Consider the following 14,437-nt stretch of genomic DNA (forward strand, 5'->3'; position numbering starts at 1 on the left):
GAGCTTACGCCAAGGATTCAGGATTTATGATTTACGATTGGCAAGCGCTTAGCGCTCCCGAGTTAGCGGCGGTCGCCGAGCGCGATCCTGTCGCCGTTTTAGTGCTGGGCGCGATTGAGCAGCACGGCACACACCTACCGTTAGGCACGGACCTTATTATTGGCGAAGGGCTGCAGGCTGCTATGCTGAGCGTTCTTGACCCCGCTCTAGAGGTCGTTTGCTTGCCCTCTCTTGCGGTGGGCGCAAGCGACGAGCACGCTAATTTCTCTGGCACGCTTAGCCTTCCTGCGTCGCTCGCGATTGCCACGCTTGAAGCGTATGGTAAATGCGTCGCTCAGGCGGGTATCAACCGGCTGGTACTCATCAACAGCCATGGCGGCAATAAAGCCATTATGGACCTGGCCGCACTCACCCTACGCCAGCAGTTTAATATGCGCGTCGTTAAAGCGACGTATACGCGGCTACCACCGCTTGAAGGTGCGATTGATGCTCAGGAGCTGCGTTATGGATTACACGGCGGACTGCTTGAAACCGCCATGATGCAATACCTGGCGCCAACAACCGTCAACCTGGACAACTATCAGGCTGCCCCGCTCGGCGCGTTAGAAAATTGCCGACTGGTAGGCCCGGAAGGGGCCGCCGCGTTTGCCTGGCTCGCCGAGGACTTAAGCCAGCACGGCGTGGCCGGTGATGCCCGCCAAGCCACGTCGGCATTGGGCGAGCGTCTGGTACAACATTACGCTGAACACCTGGCAACCGTGATCACGGAAACGGCTCGGCTGCCTGCTTTTTAAGCGTGTTAATTACTTACTACCCGCAATGGTCTGGTGCGTTAGCGCCCATGTCGGCCTAATACGTCGCCGAAAAGATGGCCGGCTCGATTGGCTTTTGCGCTCAGGTAGCGATGATTCTGGTCGGTGACGCTCCCATAAAGTGCTTGACGCGATACCACCTCAATCCCGCCTTCACGCAGGGCAGCGATCTTCAATGGATTATTCGTCAGTAGCTGCACTTGAGAGATCTTCAGCGCATTAAGCATGTCCACCGCCACGGCGTACTGGCGCTCGTCGTCACCAAACCCCAGCACCTGGTCAGCATCCATGGTATCCAGGCCACCATCTTGCAGAGTATACGCGCGCAACTTATTGGCAAGCCCAATGCCCCGCCCCTCTTGAGCCAGGTAAAGTAGTACACCTCCCCCCATGGCCTGAATGCCCGCCACGGCATTACGCAACTGCTCACCGCAATCGCAGCGCAGGCTGCCAAATAAATCGCCGGTCAGGCATGCAGAATGCAGGCGTAAAGGAACCGCCCCTTCCAGCGTTTCAGGCTGTCCGATCACTACCGCCACATGCTCGCGTAGCCCGTCCGGCTCGCGGAACAGCACAAAGCGACTTTCAGCAGCGTCTTCCAGCGGAATCCTGGCTTCGCTCACCCGTTTCAGCATACCCGGTGCACCGGCCAGGCACTTTGCAGCGTCTCTCGAATCAACTTCCAACAGCTTGCCTTGAGCAATTTCCTGCGCCACCGATTCAGCCGCCTGGTCACTCACATCGGCACATAGCGCGGCTGGAATTAGCAAAGCACGGCGCATGAGTGCAACCGCGCCACGCTCACCAGGTCCTGCGGGTTTAAGGCCACTTAATAAGGAATGTGCGGGTCGACTTGCCGTTTGAACCACCGCGAGCGCCTGCAAATCATCTTCGTTCACATGCTCAACCAAGGGCAAACAGGCTGCCTCCGCCGTTAGTGACATGCCCATCGCCTCCAGACGATGGCGCGTTAATACCAGAGATGGTCGCGTCCCTGCGAGTTTGGCCAGCATATCGACCGACTCAATGCCCTCTAATGCCTGTACCAGCAGACGCTTTTCCCCCGTGTTAAGCACAACCGGCAGTCCACGGCGAATATCGAAAATAGCGCGTTCAATATGATACATACAGGCCTCCTAATTGCCTGGTGCAGCGGGTAGCGTACGCTTGCGTTGAACTATACGGCCCCGCAAGATAAGACTGTTTTCTCAGCGTGGAGGCGTTATGTCCGACACTCATCACCATAGTGGCTGCTCTGGTCCTAAAACATTGTTGGAGAAGAAGGCGTCGCTGGATATAGACACGGCGTGGGCGTGGCTGCTGGCAATATGTGAAGGCCAAACAACCGAGGCGCCATTGCGGCTCGACGCTGAGGGCAACTGGCACAGTCAGAACGCTATAACACCGGCGGCCACTGACCTGCTGGACTGCCTGGTGCCGCTGGCAAGCCGCCCCCACTGGGTGATTGCCCAGTTGGGGCAAAGCCTGGATGGGCGTATTGCGACGGAGAGCGGCCACTCGCACTACGTCAACGGCCATGAGAGCCTGGTTCACCTGCACCGTCTTCGGGCTTTGGTGGATGCCGTTATCGTCGGCGCCGGTACGGTCAGTGCTGACAACCCCCAATTGACAGTGCGCCATGTCACCGGCACGCATCCCACGCGGGTAGTACTTGATCCACGCGGCCGTGTGCCCGCAGGCATTAAGCTGTTCCACACCGACTCGGCGCCCACGCTGCACATCGTGGGGCCGGATGCACCGCTGCCGACCAATTCGCGGGCTCAGCGCCGTGTACTGCCGCTTAATGCGCAGGGGCAGTTTGCCCCAAATGATGTGATCACGCTGCTTAATCAGTGTGGTTTGAAGCGCATTCTGGTGGAGGGGGGCGGCATAACGGTCTCCCGGTTTATTGAAGCAAATGTTATCGATCGCCTGCATCTTCTGGTCGCCCCACTGCTGATCGGCTCGGGCAGGCCGGGGCTTCAGATGACGCCTATCGAGACGCTTGGAAGTGCTCTGCGCCCGGCGATGCGAACATTTCGCTGTGGAGACGATACGCTGTTTGACGTGTTGCTGAGAGCCGCCACCTTCACCTGACGGCTGGGAGCGATGACGTTTATCCAGTGCTACCCAAATGCCCGGCAGGCTTGAAAGCAGTACTAGCACGCCATAAGCAAGGGATACCGCAACCCCTTGAGCAGTGGGCAGCCCCACCAGCGCCCAAGTGGCCACGGCGGCCCCTTCACGCAGCCCCCACCCGGCAACGGACAGCGGAATTAACATGGCGAATAGAAGCACCGGCGCCAATGCCAAAATTTGCGACGCCGCAAGCTCGACGCCAATTGCACGCGCCGCACAGACCATGACTATCCCATAGCTCATGACAATAACGAGCGAAGATACCAGCTGTAGGTGCCACACCCCGGGGCTAAAAAGGCCTCGCTTGATATCCACTCCCATCGAATGACACCACGCCGGTAACCGTGATGAAGGCAAGCGTACTACCCCTTGCCACACGGCCACGCCTGCAAGGCACAGCCCTCCAATAATAGTGAGGCTAACCGGCCAGCCAAGCACGGCGTGCCATAGCGGGGAAAGTAACAAGGCCACAATGGTTAAACCCACCACAGCCACCTGCCCAGAGGTGCGCTCGATAATTACCGCCCGCCATGCGCTACCCCGTGAGCCTGCTTGTTGAGCGTGCCGATGAGCGCGGCCAGCATCGCCTAAAATGCCACCAGGCAATATCTGATTCACTAACAAAGCAAGATAGTACTCCCGCAATGCATAGCTAAACCGCAGCGGAGCCCCCACTCGGTTGGCCGTCAACTGCCATCGCCACGCACTGAGCATAATTTGAACCACGCTAATCAGCAGCGCCACAACGACCCAGCCCAACGATAAGCGCTGTACCTGACCCATGATGTCACGGGGCTCTACAAATAACGCGATCGCCCCCAGCAAGCCAGCACTCATTAGCCCGCGTTGAACCCAAGGAGAGCGCCATATCCGCTGCATGTTCATCGGGCTACGCCCTTTTTTCTGGCGTTGCTAGCAGGTCACAATGCCCCACCCAAATGCCCACCTCACCGGAAGCCACCGAGTGTGTACGTCGCTCACGCCACTCACCAATGCGAGTAGCGGCCTCTGGTGCCTGTTCTGTCGCCGCTTCCGCCCAGCCATTAATGAGCGCCGTCATTAAAGGCCGATGTAAACGGTTAGCCGAACTCAACAGCCAAGGGGTAGCAACCTGTTCAACCTGATAATTCGCTTGTTCAAGCGCATTAACCAGCGTCTCGTGAGCCTGCCCGCCCAAGGCATCACCTAATCCTTTGTCGCGATGCTGATGCGCCATAAACAGCGCCTGTAGCCAGTGGTCATCATCATCGGACAACGGTTCATCATCGGCATCGGTAAAGCCCCACTCTCCGGTCACGCTAAGGGCCATTAAAAGTGCCTGGTCACGTGCCTGACAGTGCGTTACGAGCGTTTCGATCCAATCTTGAGACACAAGATCCAGCAGTGCCGATGCGGTTATCAGATCCGCATCCTGCAGAGGCACATGAACAAGCGAATCAAGCGACGTACAGAGCGTTTCTACCCGAATGCCAGCCTGGGCATTTTCCAGCTTGCCGATGCTGTCGCGGGCGTCGTTGAGTAGTTCAGCGTCATGGTCAATGAGCGTCCAGTGCTGCGGGGGCGGTAGAAAAGGCATTAGGAAACGCATATTGCTTCCTCTACCTGCCCCTAAATCGACCAGCCTCGGCGTCTGAGTGCGTTCGTTTAACCATATAGCGGCTTTTTGAGGGAGCTGCTGGCTTCTAAACGTAACGTCCGCCTCTTCACGTAGCGTGAGCCAATCGGCCTCAAACTGGCTGCCATTATGAAAAGAGGGAGCCGGGTTCAGCGCTTTAGCAAACGCAGCACCGGCATGCTGCCAATCGCTAAGCGTTTCACGTACCGCTTCTGCACCGGCTTTAAGCGACGCACGCAGCTCGGGGTCATCGCAAAAACGGCTCAGTGCTTGTGTCAGTGCCTTTACATCCCCAGGTGTTACTTTAAGGCCTGCGCCTTCCGGCAAGGTTTCATCAAGAGCGCCACCGGTCGTGGTAATGACAGGCAGGCCTCGCGCCAGCGCCTCGGTGACCACCATGCCATAGCCCTCGTACCAGGAAGGCAGTACCAGGGCATGCGCGCTTTTATACGCTTGGGTTAAGGTCGCCGCGTCGCACTCGCCGTGCAACTGCACACAAGACGCAAGCCCATGCGCTTCAATCAACTGCTCTACCCGCTCGGCAAACGCCGCATCACGTGCGCCGCCATAACAGTCACACTGCCAGTTTTTCTGGTTTAATCCCGCCAACGCCTGGACCAATACATCCTGCCCCTTACGCGGAACAAGCGTTGCCACACACACAAACCGTAACGGCTCGCCAGGTATTGGGGCGGCGTTCATTGGGACAACATCCACCCCTGGCTCGACAACACTAATGGTAGCCGCTATAGGCATGGCGTAGTGGTTTGCCAACACCTTCAACCGGCGCTCAGTAAACCGACTGGTCACGATTATTTGTGAGACTGCGGCAAGCGCCGTCATCTCGGACTGATGAAATTGCTGCTGCTCGGACTCGCTTAGCCCTTGCTCATCACCCAGCGGATGATGCACCAGTGCCGTCATCATCAACCGCTTGGCCTGCTGAACAATGATGTCCGGTAACATCCCCATGGCGAGACCATCGATCACAACGTCCGTAGCCTCGGGCAAATTGTTTAGTGCCGTAGCCAATTGCTCGGCAGCCTCCTGGTCAGCATTAGGGAAGCGGCCTGATAAGCTGATGACATCGACGGTGCGCCCTTCCTGACGCAGCGCTTCGACAATGCGTGCATCGTAGATATAGCCGCCGGTGCGCTGATCAAGCGCCCCCGCGATAATAAACGTCAGTGGTTCACTCATAGATCGCCTTCATAGCTTGCCCAGGCAATATGCGACTCATGCAGTTTGACTTCCATACGAGCGATGCCTTGCGCGGCTTTTCCCATTCGGCCTTCGCCGATGGCATCGGCCAAACGGCTGAAGATAACGCTGGCCATAAACTCGGTTGAGGTGTTTTTACCCTTAAAGGCTTCTTCGTCATCCAGATTGCGATAGTTCAGGTGCGACAACACCTCTTTGAGCGTTTCACTGGCAAGGCCGATATCAATCACTAGTCCGTCCTCATCAAGCTCCGGGCGCTGAAAGACCACATCAACAACATATGTTGCCCCATGCGTGCGCTGGGCAGGACCAAAAATGTCACCTTTAAAGCTATGCGCAATCATAAAGTGATCACGAACACATAGACGGTACATAAACGCTCCTGATAGTCAGTAGTCGTGATTAAACGCGAGAGGGATAACGAAGGCGGTGACATAACACATCACTGCCCGCAGAAAAAAGTTCGGGAGCAAGCTGGGGAAAGGCGTCAAAGTCGCTCTCGCCACTAATCAGTGCGTCTAATCGGCTATCGTTTAACAGGCTCAAGGCCAACATTAAACGGCGCTGGAAGCCCCAGCGCGGGCGCAATTTAGCAGGTAGCTGGCCCACCTGGCTGGCGCGCAGGCTAAGGCGCTGTGAATGAAACGCGCCGCCTAGGGGGATACTTACCTCCCCTTCGCCAAACCAGCTCATTTCGATAATTCGGCCTTCGTTGCCTACCTGGTTTAGCGCTTGGCGTAAGCCTTCGGGGTGGCCGCTGGCATGAATGATGCAGTCCTGATTATCGGGCGCTTGTTCGGGGGCACAAAAGGCAAGGCCTAAACGCGCGGCAAGCGCCTGGCGCTTCGGGTTAATATCAATAAGCGTGACGCTCACACCGGGGATCTGTGAACACAGGTAAGCCACCAGGGCGCCTACAACACCGGCCCCGATAACACTGACGTGCTCTCCAAGCATAAGTTCGGCGTCCCAAACGCCATTAATGGCCGTCTCCATGTTGGCGGCCAGCACGGCGCGCTGTGCCGGTATATTGTCAGGAATAGGTAATACGGCGGAAGCAGGAACGACATAGCGATCCTGATGGGGATAGAGACAAAATACCGTTTTGTTAAGCAGGTGCGCAGGCCCTTGCTCAATAACGCCGACACTACAGTAGCCATACTTGACCGGCGCGGGAAAACTACCTGCCTGAAAAGGGGCCTGCATACGTTCCACTTCGCTTTCGGGTACGCGGGCATTGAATACCAGCGACTCAGTGCCACGGCTAACGCCACTGAACAGGGCACGTACTCGTACGTCTTCCTCCCCTACGCTGGTAAGCGCCTCTTTTTTAAGCTCGCCGACCCTTGGGCGCGTTACCCAGAAGGCAGTGGCCGTATCGTTCGCCGACATGACATTTCCCTATTATTCGCGTTTTCATCCAATCAGTTGGGCGCCTCTACCGTTAATCTGGCATGGCCAACGTATGAAATTTTTGTGGCGTACCTTAAAGCTTAGCCCAGAAAAGGCACAGGTCGATGAATGCGAGCGCCAATTTCGTTTAAGAACGGTTAAAAATGTGCGTAGGTACTTTTCAGGGACATCAATACGCTATGATTAATGGGGTAGACAACCGCAGAGCCACGTACAAGAAGCGTATATATAAAACAGGCTCACCCATCAATTGACTGCGGGCGGGGTATCCGCTTTGCGAGACACAATGGTTCGAATTACCACGCTCGCTTCTAGCCATCTTTTATCGAGCCGCCTCTACAGCGCCAGCGAACTAGCGGTGGGCAGTTTGCTATTGCTGGGGTTGGGCAGCCTGCTACCCACATTGACGGTAACGGCTTTGAACTGGGGGCTAGCGTTTGGCACGTATGCGTTTATTAGCCTTTTCGTATTGATTTTCTGGTCGGGTGGCGCACTTGGCTGGGCCAACAGAATAACGTTACTGCGCGCCGTATTAGTCGCGCTGGTGGCGGGGGCGCTGGCCGACAATGTATTCACTCATTCCATTTGGCTATGGCTTGTTACCGCGACCACCGCGCTGATGCTGGATGGCGTGGACGGCTGGATAGCCAGAAAAACGCAGAGCTATAGCACGTTTGGCGCTCGTTTTGATATGGAGCTGGATGCGCTGCTTATCCTGTTGCTCTGTGTGGGGTTAATTCAACTTGAATCGTTAGGGCTGTGGGTGCTTTTGATTGGCGTTATGCGCTATTTATTTGTGGTGGCTAGCTGGCACTTTACGTGGCTTTCAGCCCCTTTATTTGCCAGCATACGCCGTAAAGTGGTGTGCGTTTGGCAAGTATCCGCCCTGCTATTGGCGCTCACCCCACTGACGCCCACGCTCGTTGCGAGCCTGTTGGCGTTTAGCGCGCTACTCTCACTTGCCTACTCCTTTGGCATCGACACCTGGTGGCTTTATCAACAGCGCCGACGCTAAGCACTTTAATGGCCTGCACGTTACTTACCCTGCTACTGATGGGCGCTATGCTTGGCATAGCGCCCAATGATTTACTCGCTAATTTGCTGCTGTAACGTATTCAATTCTTCGGTATGGCGTTCTAGCTCAAGCGTTGCCTCTTCCAGCTTAACGCGCCTTTTTTCAATGTCATCTTCTTCCCCCTCATTGAGCGCCTCTTCAAATTCCGCTTGGCGCTCTTGAACCTCTGCAAGGCTCTCTTTTACTTCATCCGTTGCATCATTTAATACACTTTCATTCGTGCAGTTATCGTCAATCGCATCTAATGCGCGCTGCAGGCCTTCTTCTCGATGCTGATTACCCTGAGCCTGCGCATGCGCTAACTGCTCACGAACATTGGCTGCCTTGCTTTCACATAAATCATCGGCGGCAGTAGCGACCGGTGGTAACAACATACCTGTCAATAAGGCAACAACACCTGCCTGAATCATGTTTTTTTTCATGTTTTTCCCTATAACAGCTCATTTGATAAATACTGACTCATCGAGGGTTAGATACACAAAATGCCAGGCAGTTCGCGGTTGTTACTCAGTTTAAACGTTGCTGACGCAATGACCAAGGGCACACCACCCGTGCGTATGGCCAATGTTGGATACCGTCTCCTGGATTAGATCACGATAAAAGCGTTACATTAACCATCAAGAAGATGCGCACAAGGACCGTAACAGTATGATCAATCTCGCCATTTACCGCCTCTTGATAGCCGCCCTGCTCATGATGGTTATACCTACCGCAAGTTATGCAGCGGCAAATGTTCAAGTGGCGGCGGCAGCCTCGCTTACCGATGCGCTTAACGAAGCTATCGCGGCCTATGAAGCGCAGCACGACGTGACCGTAACGCCCATCTATGCGTCCTCCTCCACCCTTGCCCGCCAAATTGCCAACGGTAGCCCAGCGGCGCTGTTTATTTCAGCAAACGTTGAGTGGATGGACTGGCTGGAAGCCCAAGACATTAATGTTCAAAAGCGCAGTAGTTTACTGCACAACCGCTTGGCGCTGGTTTCAGCGAGCCCTGACTTGCCCGAGCACTTTACACCAGGCGAAGACGCCCGCATCGCCACACTGCTGGGTGAGCGGGATCGACTCTCGGTCGGCGACCCGGACCATGTGCCGGCAGGCATCTACACCCAACAGGCGCTTGAAGCGCTAGGAGAATGGGAGGAACTACTCCCAAGGCTTGCGCGTGGCAACGACGTACGCGCAGCCCTTACACTGGTGGAACGCCAGGAAACGCCTGCGGGTGTTGTGTATCAAACCGACGCATTAGCCAGCCAACAAGTAAGAGTATTGGGGCTTTTCCCGCCTGAAACGCATGCGCCTATCACCTACCCGATTGCCTTGATCAACGCCGAGCAGAACGATGCAGCGGTTGCTTTACGCCAATGGCTTGAGAGCGAAGAAGCACTGAGCATCTTTGCACAGTACGGATTTGATACAGGTATGGATGCCCGGTGAGCCTTTCGCCTGCTGAGTGGGAAGTTATCCGCCTGAGCCTTTTAATCGGGCTGGCCGCCATCGCCTGGATTCTACCGCCGGGTATTGCGGTAGCCTGGTGGCTGGCGCGCTTTGAGTTTCGCGGTAAAGCGGTGGTAGATGGCTTGATTCACCTGCCACTGGTGTTACCGCCTGTAGTAGTCGGCTATTTATTGCTGGTGACGCTGGGTAGACAAGGCGTTATTGGCCAATGGCTGTATAGCACACTGGGAGTATCGCTGCCGTTTACCTGGCAAGGCGCTGCGGTCGCCAGCGGCGTAATGGCATTTCCGCTGCTGGTGCGCGCCCTCAGGCTCTCGCTTGAGGCAGTTGATCCCAAGCTTGAGGCCGCTGCCAGCACGCTGGGCGCTAGCCGATGGCGGGTATTTACCACTATTACACTGCCGCTCGCCGTGCCTGGCCTGCTAACCGGCACGGTACTCGCCTTTGCCCGGGCGCTTTCCGAGTTTGGCGCAACGATTACCTTTGCCTCCAACATTCCTGGAGAAACCCGCACCCTGCCACTGGCGCTTTACACCCTGATTCAATCCCCCGGCCAGGAATCCGCCGCCGCGCGACTATGCTTAATTGCCATTGCCATTGCGCTGGTTTCGCTGATTGCTTCTGAGTGGCTGGCCCGACGCACTCGACAACGCCTACAGGAACGCGATGGCTAACGTAACGACTACTCCTCAGGCCAGCGACCCACGACTCAAACTGCAGGTTGAACAGCAATTGGGGGATTTTCATCTTTCAGTTGCACTCAACCTGCCCGCGACAGGCGTAAGCGGCTTTTTTGGCCCCTCCGGCAGCGGAAAAACCAGCCTGCTTAGGCTGATAGCCGGGCTTGAAAGGCCAAAACAGGGCGTCATAACACTGGGCGAGCAGACCTTGCTGGATACTCGGCAAGGCATCTTCGTACCGCCGCACCGTCGGCGTATTGGCGTTGTGTTTCAAGAAGCGCGCCTGTTTCCGCACTACCGCGTGCGTGGCAATTTAACCTACGGCATGCGTAAGCCGGCCGCGCAGCGCTTTGCTGAGATAGTGGAGCTATTGGGTATCGAAGCCTTGCTGGAGCGCATGCCCGGCACGCTTTCAGGTGGTGAAGCTCGCCGTGTGGCAATTGGCCGAGCGCTACTGAGCGAGCCCCAACTACTCCTCATGGATGAGCCGCTTACCGGGCTTGATGGCGCGCGCAAAGAGGAGCTGCTGCGCTACATCACCCGGCTCACCCAGCAGGTGGATATTCCGGTGATCTACGTTAGCCATGATGCCGAAGAGATCACGGCGATTGCCGATCACTTGGTGGTAATGAAAGCCGGACAGGTTCGCGCCAGCGACAAACTAGGCGCCCTGCTCCAGCGCTTTGATCTAACCCATGAACTGGGGGGATTTGATGCGGCCTCGCTACTGCAAGGCGAAGTAGTCGCCCATGAAACCGCGTATGGCCTTACCCATTTAGCGCTTGATGACAATTATCAGCTGGTACTGCCTGGTACTTCAGCGCCGATTGGCAGCCACTTACGGGTACGTATTCTGGCCCGGGATATTGCCCTAGCGCTTACCCCACCGGCCAACACCAGTTATCGCAACCAGCTCAGCGCCACCATCACTGATTTCATCACCCTCCCTGAAGCGCCTTACACAGTGGAGCTGCGTTTAAGCATCGGCCGTTTTTTCTTACGAGCCCGGCTAACGCGTAAATCATGGGATGAGATGGGGTTAGCAAAAGGCATGCAGGTCACGGCACTCATTCGCAGCGTGTCGTTTACGGCATGTTAACTGGGCCAGGCCCGCATTTACCTTATAGGCTTTTGCGGCTAACTCACCCCATGCAGTGATAGTTAGCCAAAGCTATACTATTTTACTGAAATAAAATTTATTTTTTAACTACTTAGCTTCTATCTTTCGGTAATTGTGCTGAGCGGGATCGGTTTTGGGGTACTTGCTGACCATACGGCGTTTTTTAGCTGATATAAGCACCCTCGCTAATAACGTCTCTTATACGTAGTTAGCCGGAAAAAAGTGCCGCTCAATAAGCTCAATCAGAATATGTAATATTTTGATATGAAGCTCCTGAACCCGGTCGGCAAAATCACCTGCTGGCGTGCAAATATACACATCACTGAGTGCCTCAAGCTCAGGGCTTCGTTTACCGGATAAAATAATCACCTTAAGCCCCTGCTCTTTAGCAGTATGCGCGGCCGCTACAACATTCTTGCTGGTACCGCTGGTGCTAAGCGCCAACAAGCAGTCGCCTGATCGACCATGCGCTTCAACGTAGCGTGAAAACACCTGTTCATAGCCGAGGTCGTTACCCACACAGCTCATGTGGCCGGGGTCACTAATAGCTGCGGCACCCAGTGCTGCTCGATCTTTCCGGTAACGCCCCGTTAGCTCTTCAGCAAAGTGCATGGCATCGCACATCGAGCCACCATTACCACACGAGTAAACGCGTCCTTTTCTCTCAAAGGTATCAATCAAAATGCCTGCGGCCTGCTCAATAGTCGCCAATGCCGCTTGATTGGATAAGAGATTCTCAAGGGCAGTATGTGCTTCACGCAGGCTGAACTGAATGTGCTGAATGGACATGGTTTTCTCATGCAAAAATGTTAGATGTTGCTCCTGCTGTAGATGCTAAACCAAATAGAGCCGTTAAGACATTTTGGGTATAAACCGGTGAACCCACGGCGGCGTTTTAATATTGAATCACAGGCCAAGCCTCATGGCGCATTGTCGTGCCGATCCAGCGTCTGATGTATCAGAGTGATCGCATAAGCGGCTGTGTCATCCGCAGAGTCGTTAGCCGCCAAATCGTTGGCCGCTAAGTCGTTCACCACTGACGCCGACAGGTTATTTTGAACAGGGTTTTCTAAAGCGGGCGTCTCAAGATTATTCTCGGCCGGGTGGGAAAGCCGAGCGCGAATACCGGCGATTGCTTGCTGCTCTTTCTCATTCGGCGAAGCATGGCTAAACCGACGCTCCAGCAGATGCGCGGCGTACGCCAGGGTCGAGGCGTATTTCAAATTCTGGTAGGCCCACCGGTGCGTCGCTCCGAACGATATGAAGCTTTGCATAGGGCTTGCAGCATCAACGAAGCTCGCCCGTGCTGTATCAAGCGCGGTGACGGATGCTATCAGGCGTGAATGACGCTTCGCGTCGCCCTCTTCGGCGATAATATCCCCCAGTAGCTTTTCAAACGCGGATAGAAAGCGATCAAATGCCTGGCGTGCCTGCCCGCGAGTACTCTGCGGCAAGACGGCAAGCGAGACGATGATTCCAGCGAAGGCACCCACCAGCGTTTCTTCCAGACGCAGGACAAGCAACCCCGGCGTAAACTCCCCCAGAATTCCGTAGATGAGCGAAAGAGCGATGGTGATTAGAAACGTCATCATCGCGTAAGAGAGCATCATCAGATAAAACGCTGCAAAGATCGAGATCGTCACCAGCGGAATGGTCCAGTAGAGATTGCCATGCACCAGGGTAGCAAGCCCAATACCCACGCAAATGCCCACGGCAGTACCCAGTGCCCGATTAAGCCCACGAACGGCGACAGCACCCCGCGACTGAGTATTGGAGAAGATCAAGAAGGCCGTCATCACCGCCCAGAACCATCTTTCCGGAGACAACACGAGACCCACTGTCATGGCAATGGCGGACGCCAGTGTTACCTGAACAGCTTGCCTGAAGAATGGATTAGCCAGAAGGCTTCCGCGCGGCGATGGGGCCGCGGCAGGCACCGAGGGCGGGCGTTTGGGGGATAAAGCCGAAGAGGAAGTACCGATAGAAGCGACATCGGCACGCACTTTTACTTCAATATCCCGCAGCTCAGTGAGCTGCTTTTCAAGCACGGCAAGCTCGGGGCCGGATGTCTTATGATCAACTTTTAGTGCGTCATCTAGCACCCTTTCGATAGCAAGTCTCAGGTCAAACAGCCGCATCGCCAGTAGGTCGGCTAATTTGACATCGACTGCTTCCGGCATTGCGGGTAGATAGCTTTCGCATAAGAAAGCCGCCTCCTGCGCCCGGCGCGCAAGTTGGGTCGTTTCACGCAAGTCAATCGCCATGCCAGCCTGCAGCGAACGTGCGACCCCGACCTGCAACCGGTCTGCAGAAAGCAGGGAGGCGCGTATCGCCCGCTCAAAATCCTGAACGGGCCGTTCCGGTAGCACAAAATTGCGGACGAAATGAGCGATAAAGCCTGATAACGCTAATGAAATAGCGATATCCATTAGGTCCGTATCAGGCGCCTTCAAAAAGGCAGCGATGACACCGCACATAAAGGTGAACGCGCCGATGCCCTGCCAGCGAGCGCCAAACTGGCGTATAAATACTGCCCAAAAAATGACCCCAAGCAGCACGGCACTAATGTGAAGAATCGAGTGTTCAACTAGCGAAATCGCCGCAATGACGGCGAAGCCGCAGAGTGCGGCAAAAACGCGGGAAACAGCGCGTTTGCCAGCCGTCGCATCTTTTATCGCCACCGCTCCTTGAAGCGCAGTGAGCATCGCAACGGCATAGGCGGGTGCCGCCATGGGAAACCAGCGATGAAGAAGGAGAAGCGCCAGGCAGACAAGCCCCATCGTGAGCATTGTGCGCACAGCCAAGCGAAGCCGAACCCGGCCAGGGTCAGACGTCAAAATACTCAGCCTGAAACGGCCAAGAGCACAGGTTGCGAAATCGTAAGGTCTAATCACCATTATTGACAGG

At 55.5% G+C, this 14,437-nt stretch carries 13 protein-coding genes and 1 pseudogene; 6 read left to right on the plus strand and 8 right to left on the minus strand.

All coding sequences use genetic code 11. The annotated features are described in order from the left end of the window. The first annotated feature begins 26 nt into the window (after nucleotides 1-26). A complete protein-coding gene (locus ACT3RU_RS11050; protein ID WP_192527451.1) occupies nucleotides 27-794 on the plus strand; it encodes a creatininase family protein in 768 nt (255 codons plus the stop codon). Nucleotides 795-832: 38 nt separating this feature from the next. Here the strand turns inward: ACT3RU_RS11050 and ribA are convergent, their stop codons facing one another. Next, nucleotides 833-1,939, minus strand: coding sequence for a GTP cyclohydrolase II RibA (gene ribA, locus ACT3RU_RS11055; protein WP_192527450.1), 1,107 nt, complete (start codon nucleotides 1,937-1,939; stop codon nucleotides 833-835). 97 nt (nucleotides 1,940-2,036) lie between these two features. On the opposite strand from ribA, the gene ACT3RU_RS11060 reads away from it, so the two are divergent. Beyond that, on the plus strand, nucleotides 2,037-2,909 hold the full coding sequence (locus tag ACT3RU_RS11060; RefSeq protein WP_140398988.1) for a RibD family protein: 873 nt from the start codon (nucleotides 2,037-2,039) through the stop codon (nucleotides 2,907-2,909). Between the two features lie 63 nt (nucleotides 2,910-2,972). Here the strand turns inward: ACT3RU_RS11060 and ACT3RU_RS11065 are convergent. The 4 genes and pseudogenes from ACT3RU_RS11065 to ACT3RU_RS11080 form a co-directional block, all read right to left on the minus strand. Then, nucleotides 2,973-3,836, minus strand: a pseudogene (locus ACT3RU_RS11065) (lysylphosphatidylglycerol synthase transmembrane domain-containing protein); the annotation flags it as partial. A 4-nt stretch (nucleotides 3,837-3,840) separates the two neighbouring features. Next, the gene (locus ACT3RU_RS11070; RefSeq protein ID WP_192527449.1) at nucleotides 3,841-5,766 is read right to left on the minus strand and encodes a glycosyltransferase; all 1,926 of its coding nucleotides are present in this window, start codon (nucleotides 5,764-5,766) and stop codon (nucleotides 3,841-3,843) included. Continuing rightward, nucleotides 5,763-6,161, minus strand: coding sequence for a 6-pyruvoyl trahydropterin synthase family protein (locus ACT3RU_RS11075; RefSeq protein WP_192527448.1), 399 nt, complete (start codon nucleotides 6,159-6,161; stop codon nucleotides 5,763-5,765). The genes ACT3RU_RS11070 and ACT3RU_RS11075 overlap by 4 nt, the downstream gene beginning before the upstream one ends. A gap of 28 nt (nucleotides 6,162-6,189) precedes the next feature. After that, complete coding sequence (locus ACT3RU_RS11080; RefSeq protein ID WP_192527447.1) at nucleotides 6,190-7,179, minus strand: zinc-dependent alcohol dehydrogenase; 990 nt, start codon at nucleotides 7,177-7,179, stop codon at nucleotides 6,190-6,192. A 307-nt stretch (nucleotides 7,180-7,486) separates the two neighbouring features. Here ACT3RU_RS11080 and ACT3RU_RS11085 point away from each other — a divergent pair, with 307 nt between their 5' ends. After that, nucleotides 7,487-8,215 carry a CDP-alcohol phosphatidyltransferase family protein gene (locus tag ACT3RU_RS11085; RefSeq protein WP_192527446.1) on the plus strand — a complete coding sequence of 243 codons (729 nt, stop codon included), beginning with the start codon at nucleotides 7,487-7,489 and terminating at the stop codon, nucleotides 8,213-8,215. Nucleotides 8,216-8,286: 71 nt separating this feature from the next. Here ACT3RU_RS11085 and ACT3RU_RS11090 read toward each other — a convergent pair whose 3' ends face one another. After that, nucleotides 8,287-8,697 carry a DUF1090 domain-containing protein gene (locus ACT3RU_RS11090; protein WP_192527445.1) on the minus strand — a complete coding sequence of 137 codons (411 nt, stop codon included), beginning with the start codon at nucleotides 8,695-8,697 and terminating at the stop codon, nucleotides 8,287-8,289. A gap of 226 nt (nucleotides 8,698-8,923) precedes the next feature. Between ACT3RU_RS11090 and modA the strand changes: the two genes are divergently transcribed. From modA to modC, 3 genes are read left to right on the plus strand one after another with little or no spacing between them, the layout of a single operon-like run. Next, nucleotides 8,924-9,709 (plus strand): molybdate ABC transporter substrate-binding protein, encoded by a 786-nt coding sequence (gene modA, locus ACT3RU_RS11095; RefSeq protein WP_192527444.1) that lies wholly within the window; start codon nucleotides 8,924-8,926, stop codon nucleotides 9,707-9,709. Then, entirely contained in the window at nucleotides 9,706-10,404 is a 699-nt protein-coding gene (modB, locus tag ACT3RU_RS11100; protein WP_087109797.1) for a molybdate ABC transporter permease subunit, read from the plus strand. The genes modA and modB overlap by 4 nt, the downstream gene beginning before the upstream one ends. After that, entirely contained in the window at nucleotides 10,397-11,509 is a 1,113-nt protein-coding gene (gene modC / locus ACT3RU_RS11105) for a molybdenum ABC transporter ATP-binding protein (RefSeq protein WP_192527443.1), read from the plus strand. The genes modB and modC overlap by 8 nt, the downstream gene beginning before the upstream one ends. A gap of 219 nt (nucleotides 11,510-11,728) precedes the next feature. On the opposite strand, the gene ACT3RU_RS11110 is transcribed toward modC, so the two are convergent. Together ACT3RU_RS11110 and ACT3RU_RS11115 are read right to left on the minus strand one after the other, a co-directional pair. Then, nucleotides 11,729-12,319, minus strand: coding sequence for an SIS domain-containing protein (locus ACT3RU_RS11110; RefSeq protein ID WP_087109801.1), 591 nt, complete (start codon nucleotides 12,317-12,319; stop codon nucleotides 11,729-11,731). 131 nt (nucleotides 12,320-12,450) lie between these two features. Continuing rightward, the gene (locus ACT3RU_RS11115; protein WP_192527442.1) at nucleotides 12,451-14,367 is read right to left on the minus strand and encodes an FUSC family protein; all 1,917 of its coding nucleotides are present in this window, start codon (nucleotides 14,365-14,367) and stop codon (nucleotides 12,451-12,453) included. Nucleotides 14,368-14,437 lie beyond the last annotated feature (70 nt).

The sequence above is a fragment of the Halomonas sp. TP35 genome, assembly GCF_052375975.1.
Classification (GTDB): domain Bacteria; phylum Pseudomonadota; class Gammaproteobacteria; order Pseudomonadales; family Halomonadaceae; genus Vreelandella; species Vreelandella citrativorans.

Excerpts from the sequence above, each read along its gene's own strand:
- modA (WP_192527444.1), top strand. The coding sequence starts at position 8,924 with ATGATCAATCTCGCCATTTACCGCCTCTTGATAGCCGCCCTGCTCATG.
- modC (WP_192527443.1), top strand. The coding sequence starts at position 10,397 with ATGGCTAACGTAACGACTACTCCTCAGGCCAGCGACCCACGACTCAAA.
- ribA (WP_192527450.1), bottom strand. The coding sequence starts at position 1,939 with ATGTATCATATTGAACGCGCTATTTTCGATATTCGCCGTGGACTGCCG.
- ACT3RU_RS11110 (WP_087109801.1), bottom strand. The coding sequence starts at position 12,319 with ATGTCCATTCAGCACATTCAGTTCAGCCTGCGTGAAGCACATACTGCC.
- ACT3RU_RS11075 (WP_192527448.1), bottom strand. The coding sequence starts at position 6,161 with ATGTACCGTCTATGTGTTCGTGATCACTTTATGATTGCGCATAGCTTT.
- ACT3RU_RS11050 (WP_192527451.1), top strand. The coding sequence starts at position 27 with ATGATTTACGATTGGCAAGCGCTTAGCGCTCCCGAGTTAGCGGCGGTC.
- ACT3RU_RS11070 (WP_192527449.1), bottom strand. The coding sequence starts at position 5,766 with ATGAGTGAACCACTGACGTTTATTATCGCGGGGGCGCTTGATCAGCGC.
- ACT3RU_RS11080 (WP_192527447.1), bottom strand. The coding sequence starts at position 7,179 with ATGTCGGCGAACGATACGGCCACTGCCTTCTGGGTAACGCGCCCAAGG.
- ACT3RU_RS11085 (WP_192527446.1), top strand. The coding sequence starts at position 7,487 with ATGGTTCGAATTACCACGCTCGCTTCTAGCCATCTTTTATCGAGCCGC.
- ACT3RU_RS11060 (WP_140398988.1), top strand. The coding sequence starts at position 2,037 with ATGTCCGACACTCATCACCATAGTGGCTGCTCTGGTCCTAAAACATTG.
- ACT3RU_RS11090 (WP_192527445.1), bottom strand. The coding sequence starts at position 8,697 with ATGAAAAAAAACATGATTCAGGCAGGTGTTGTTGCCTTATTGACAGGT.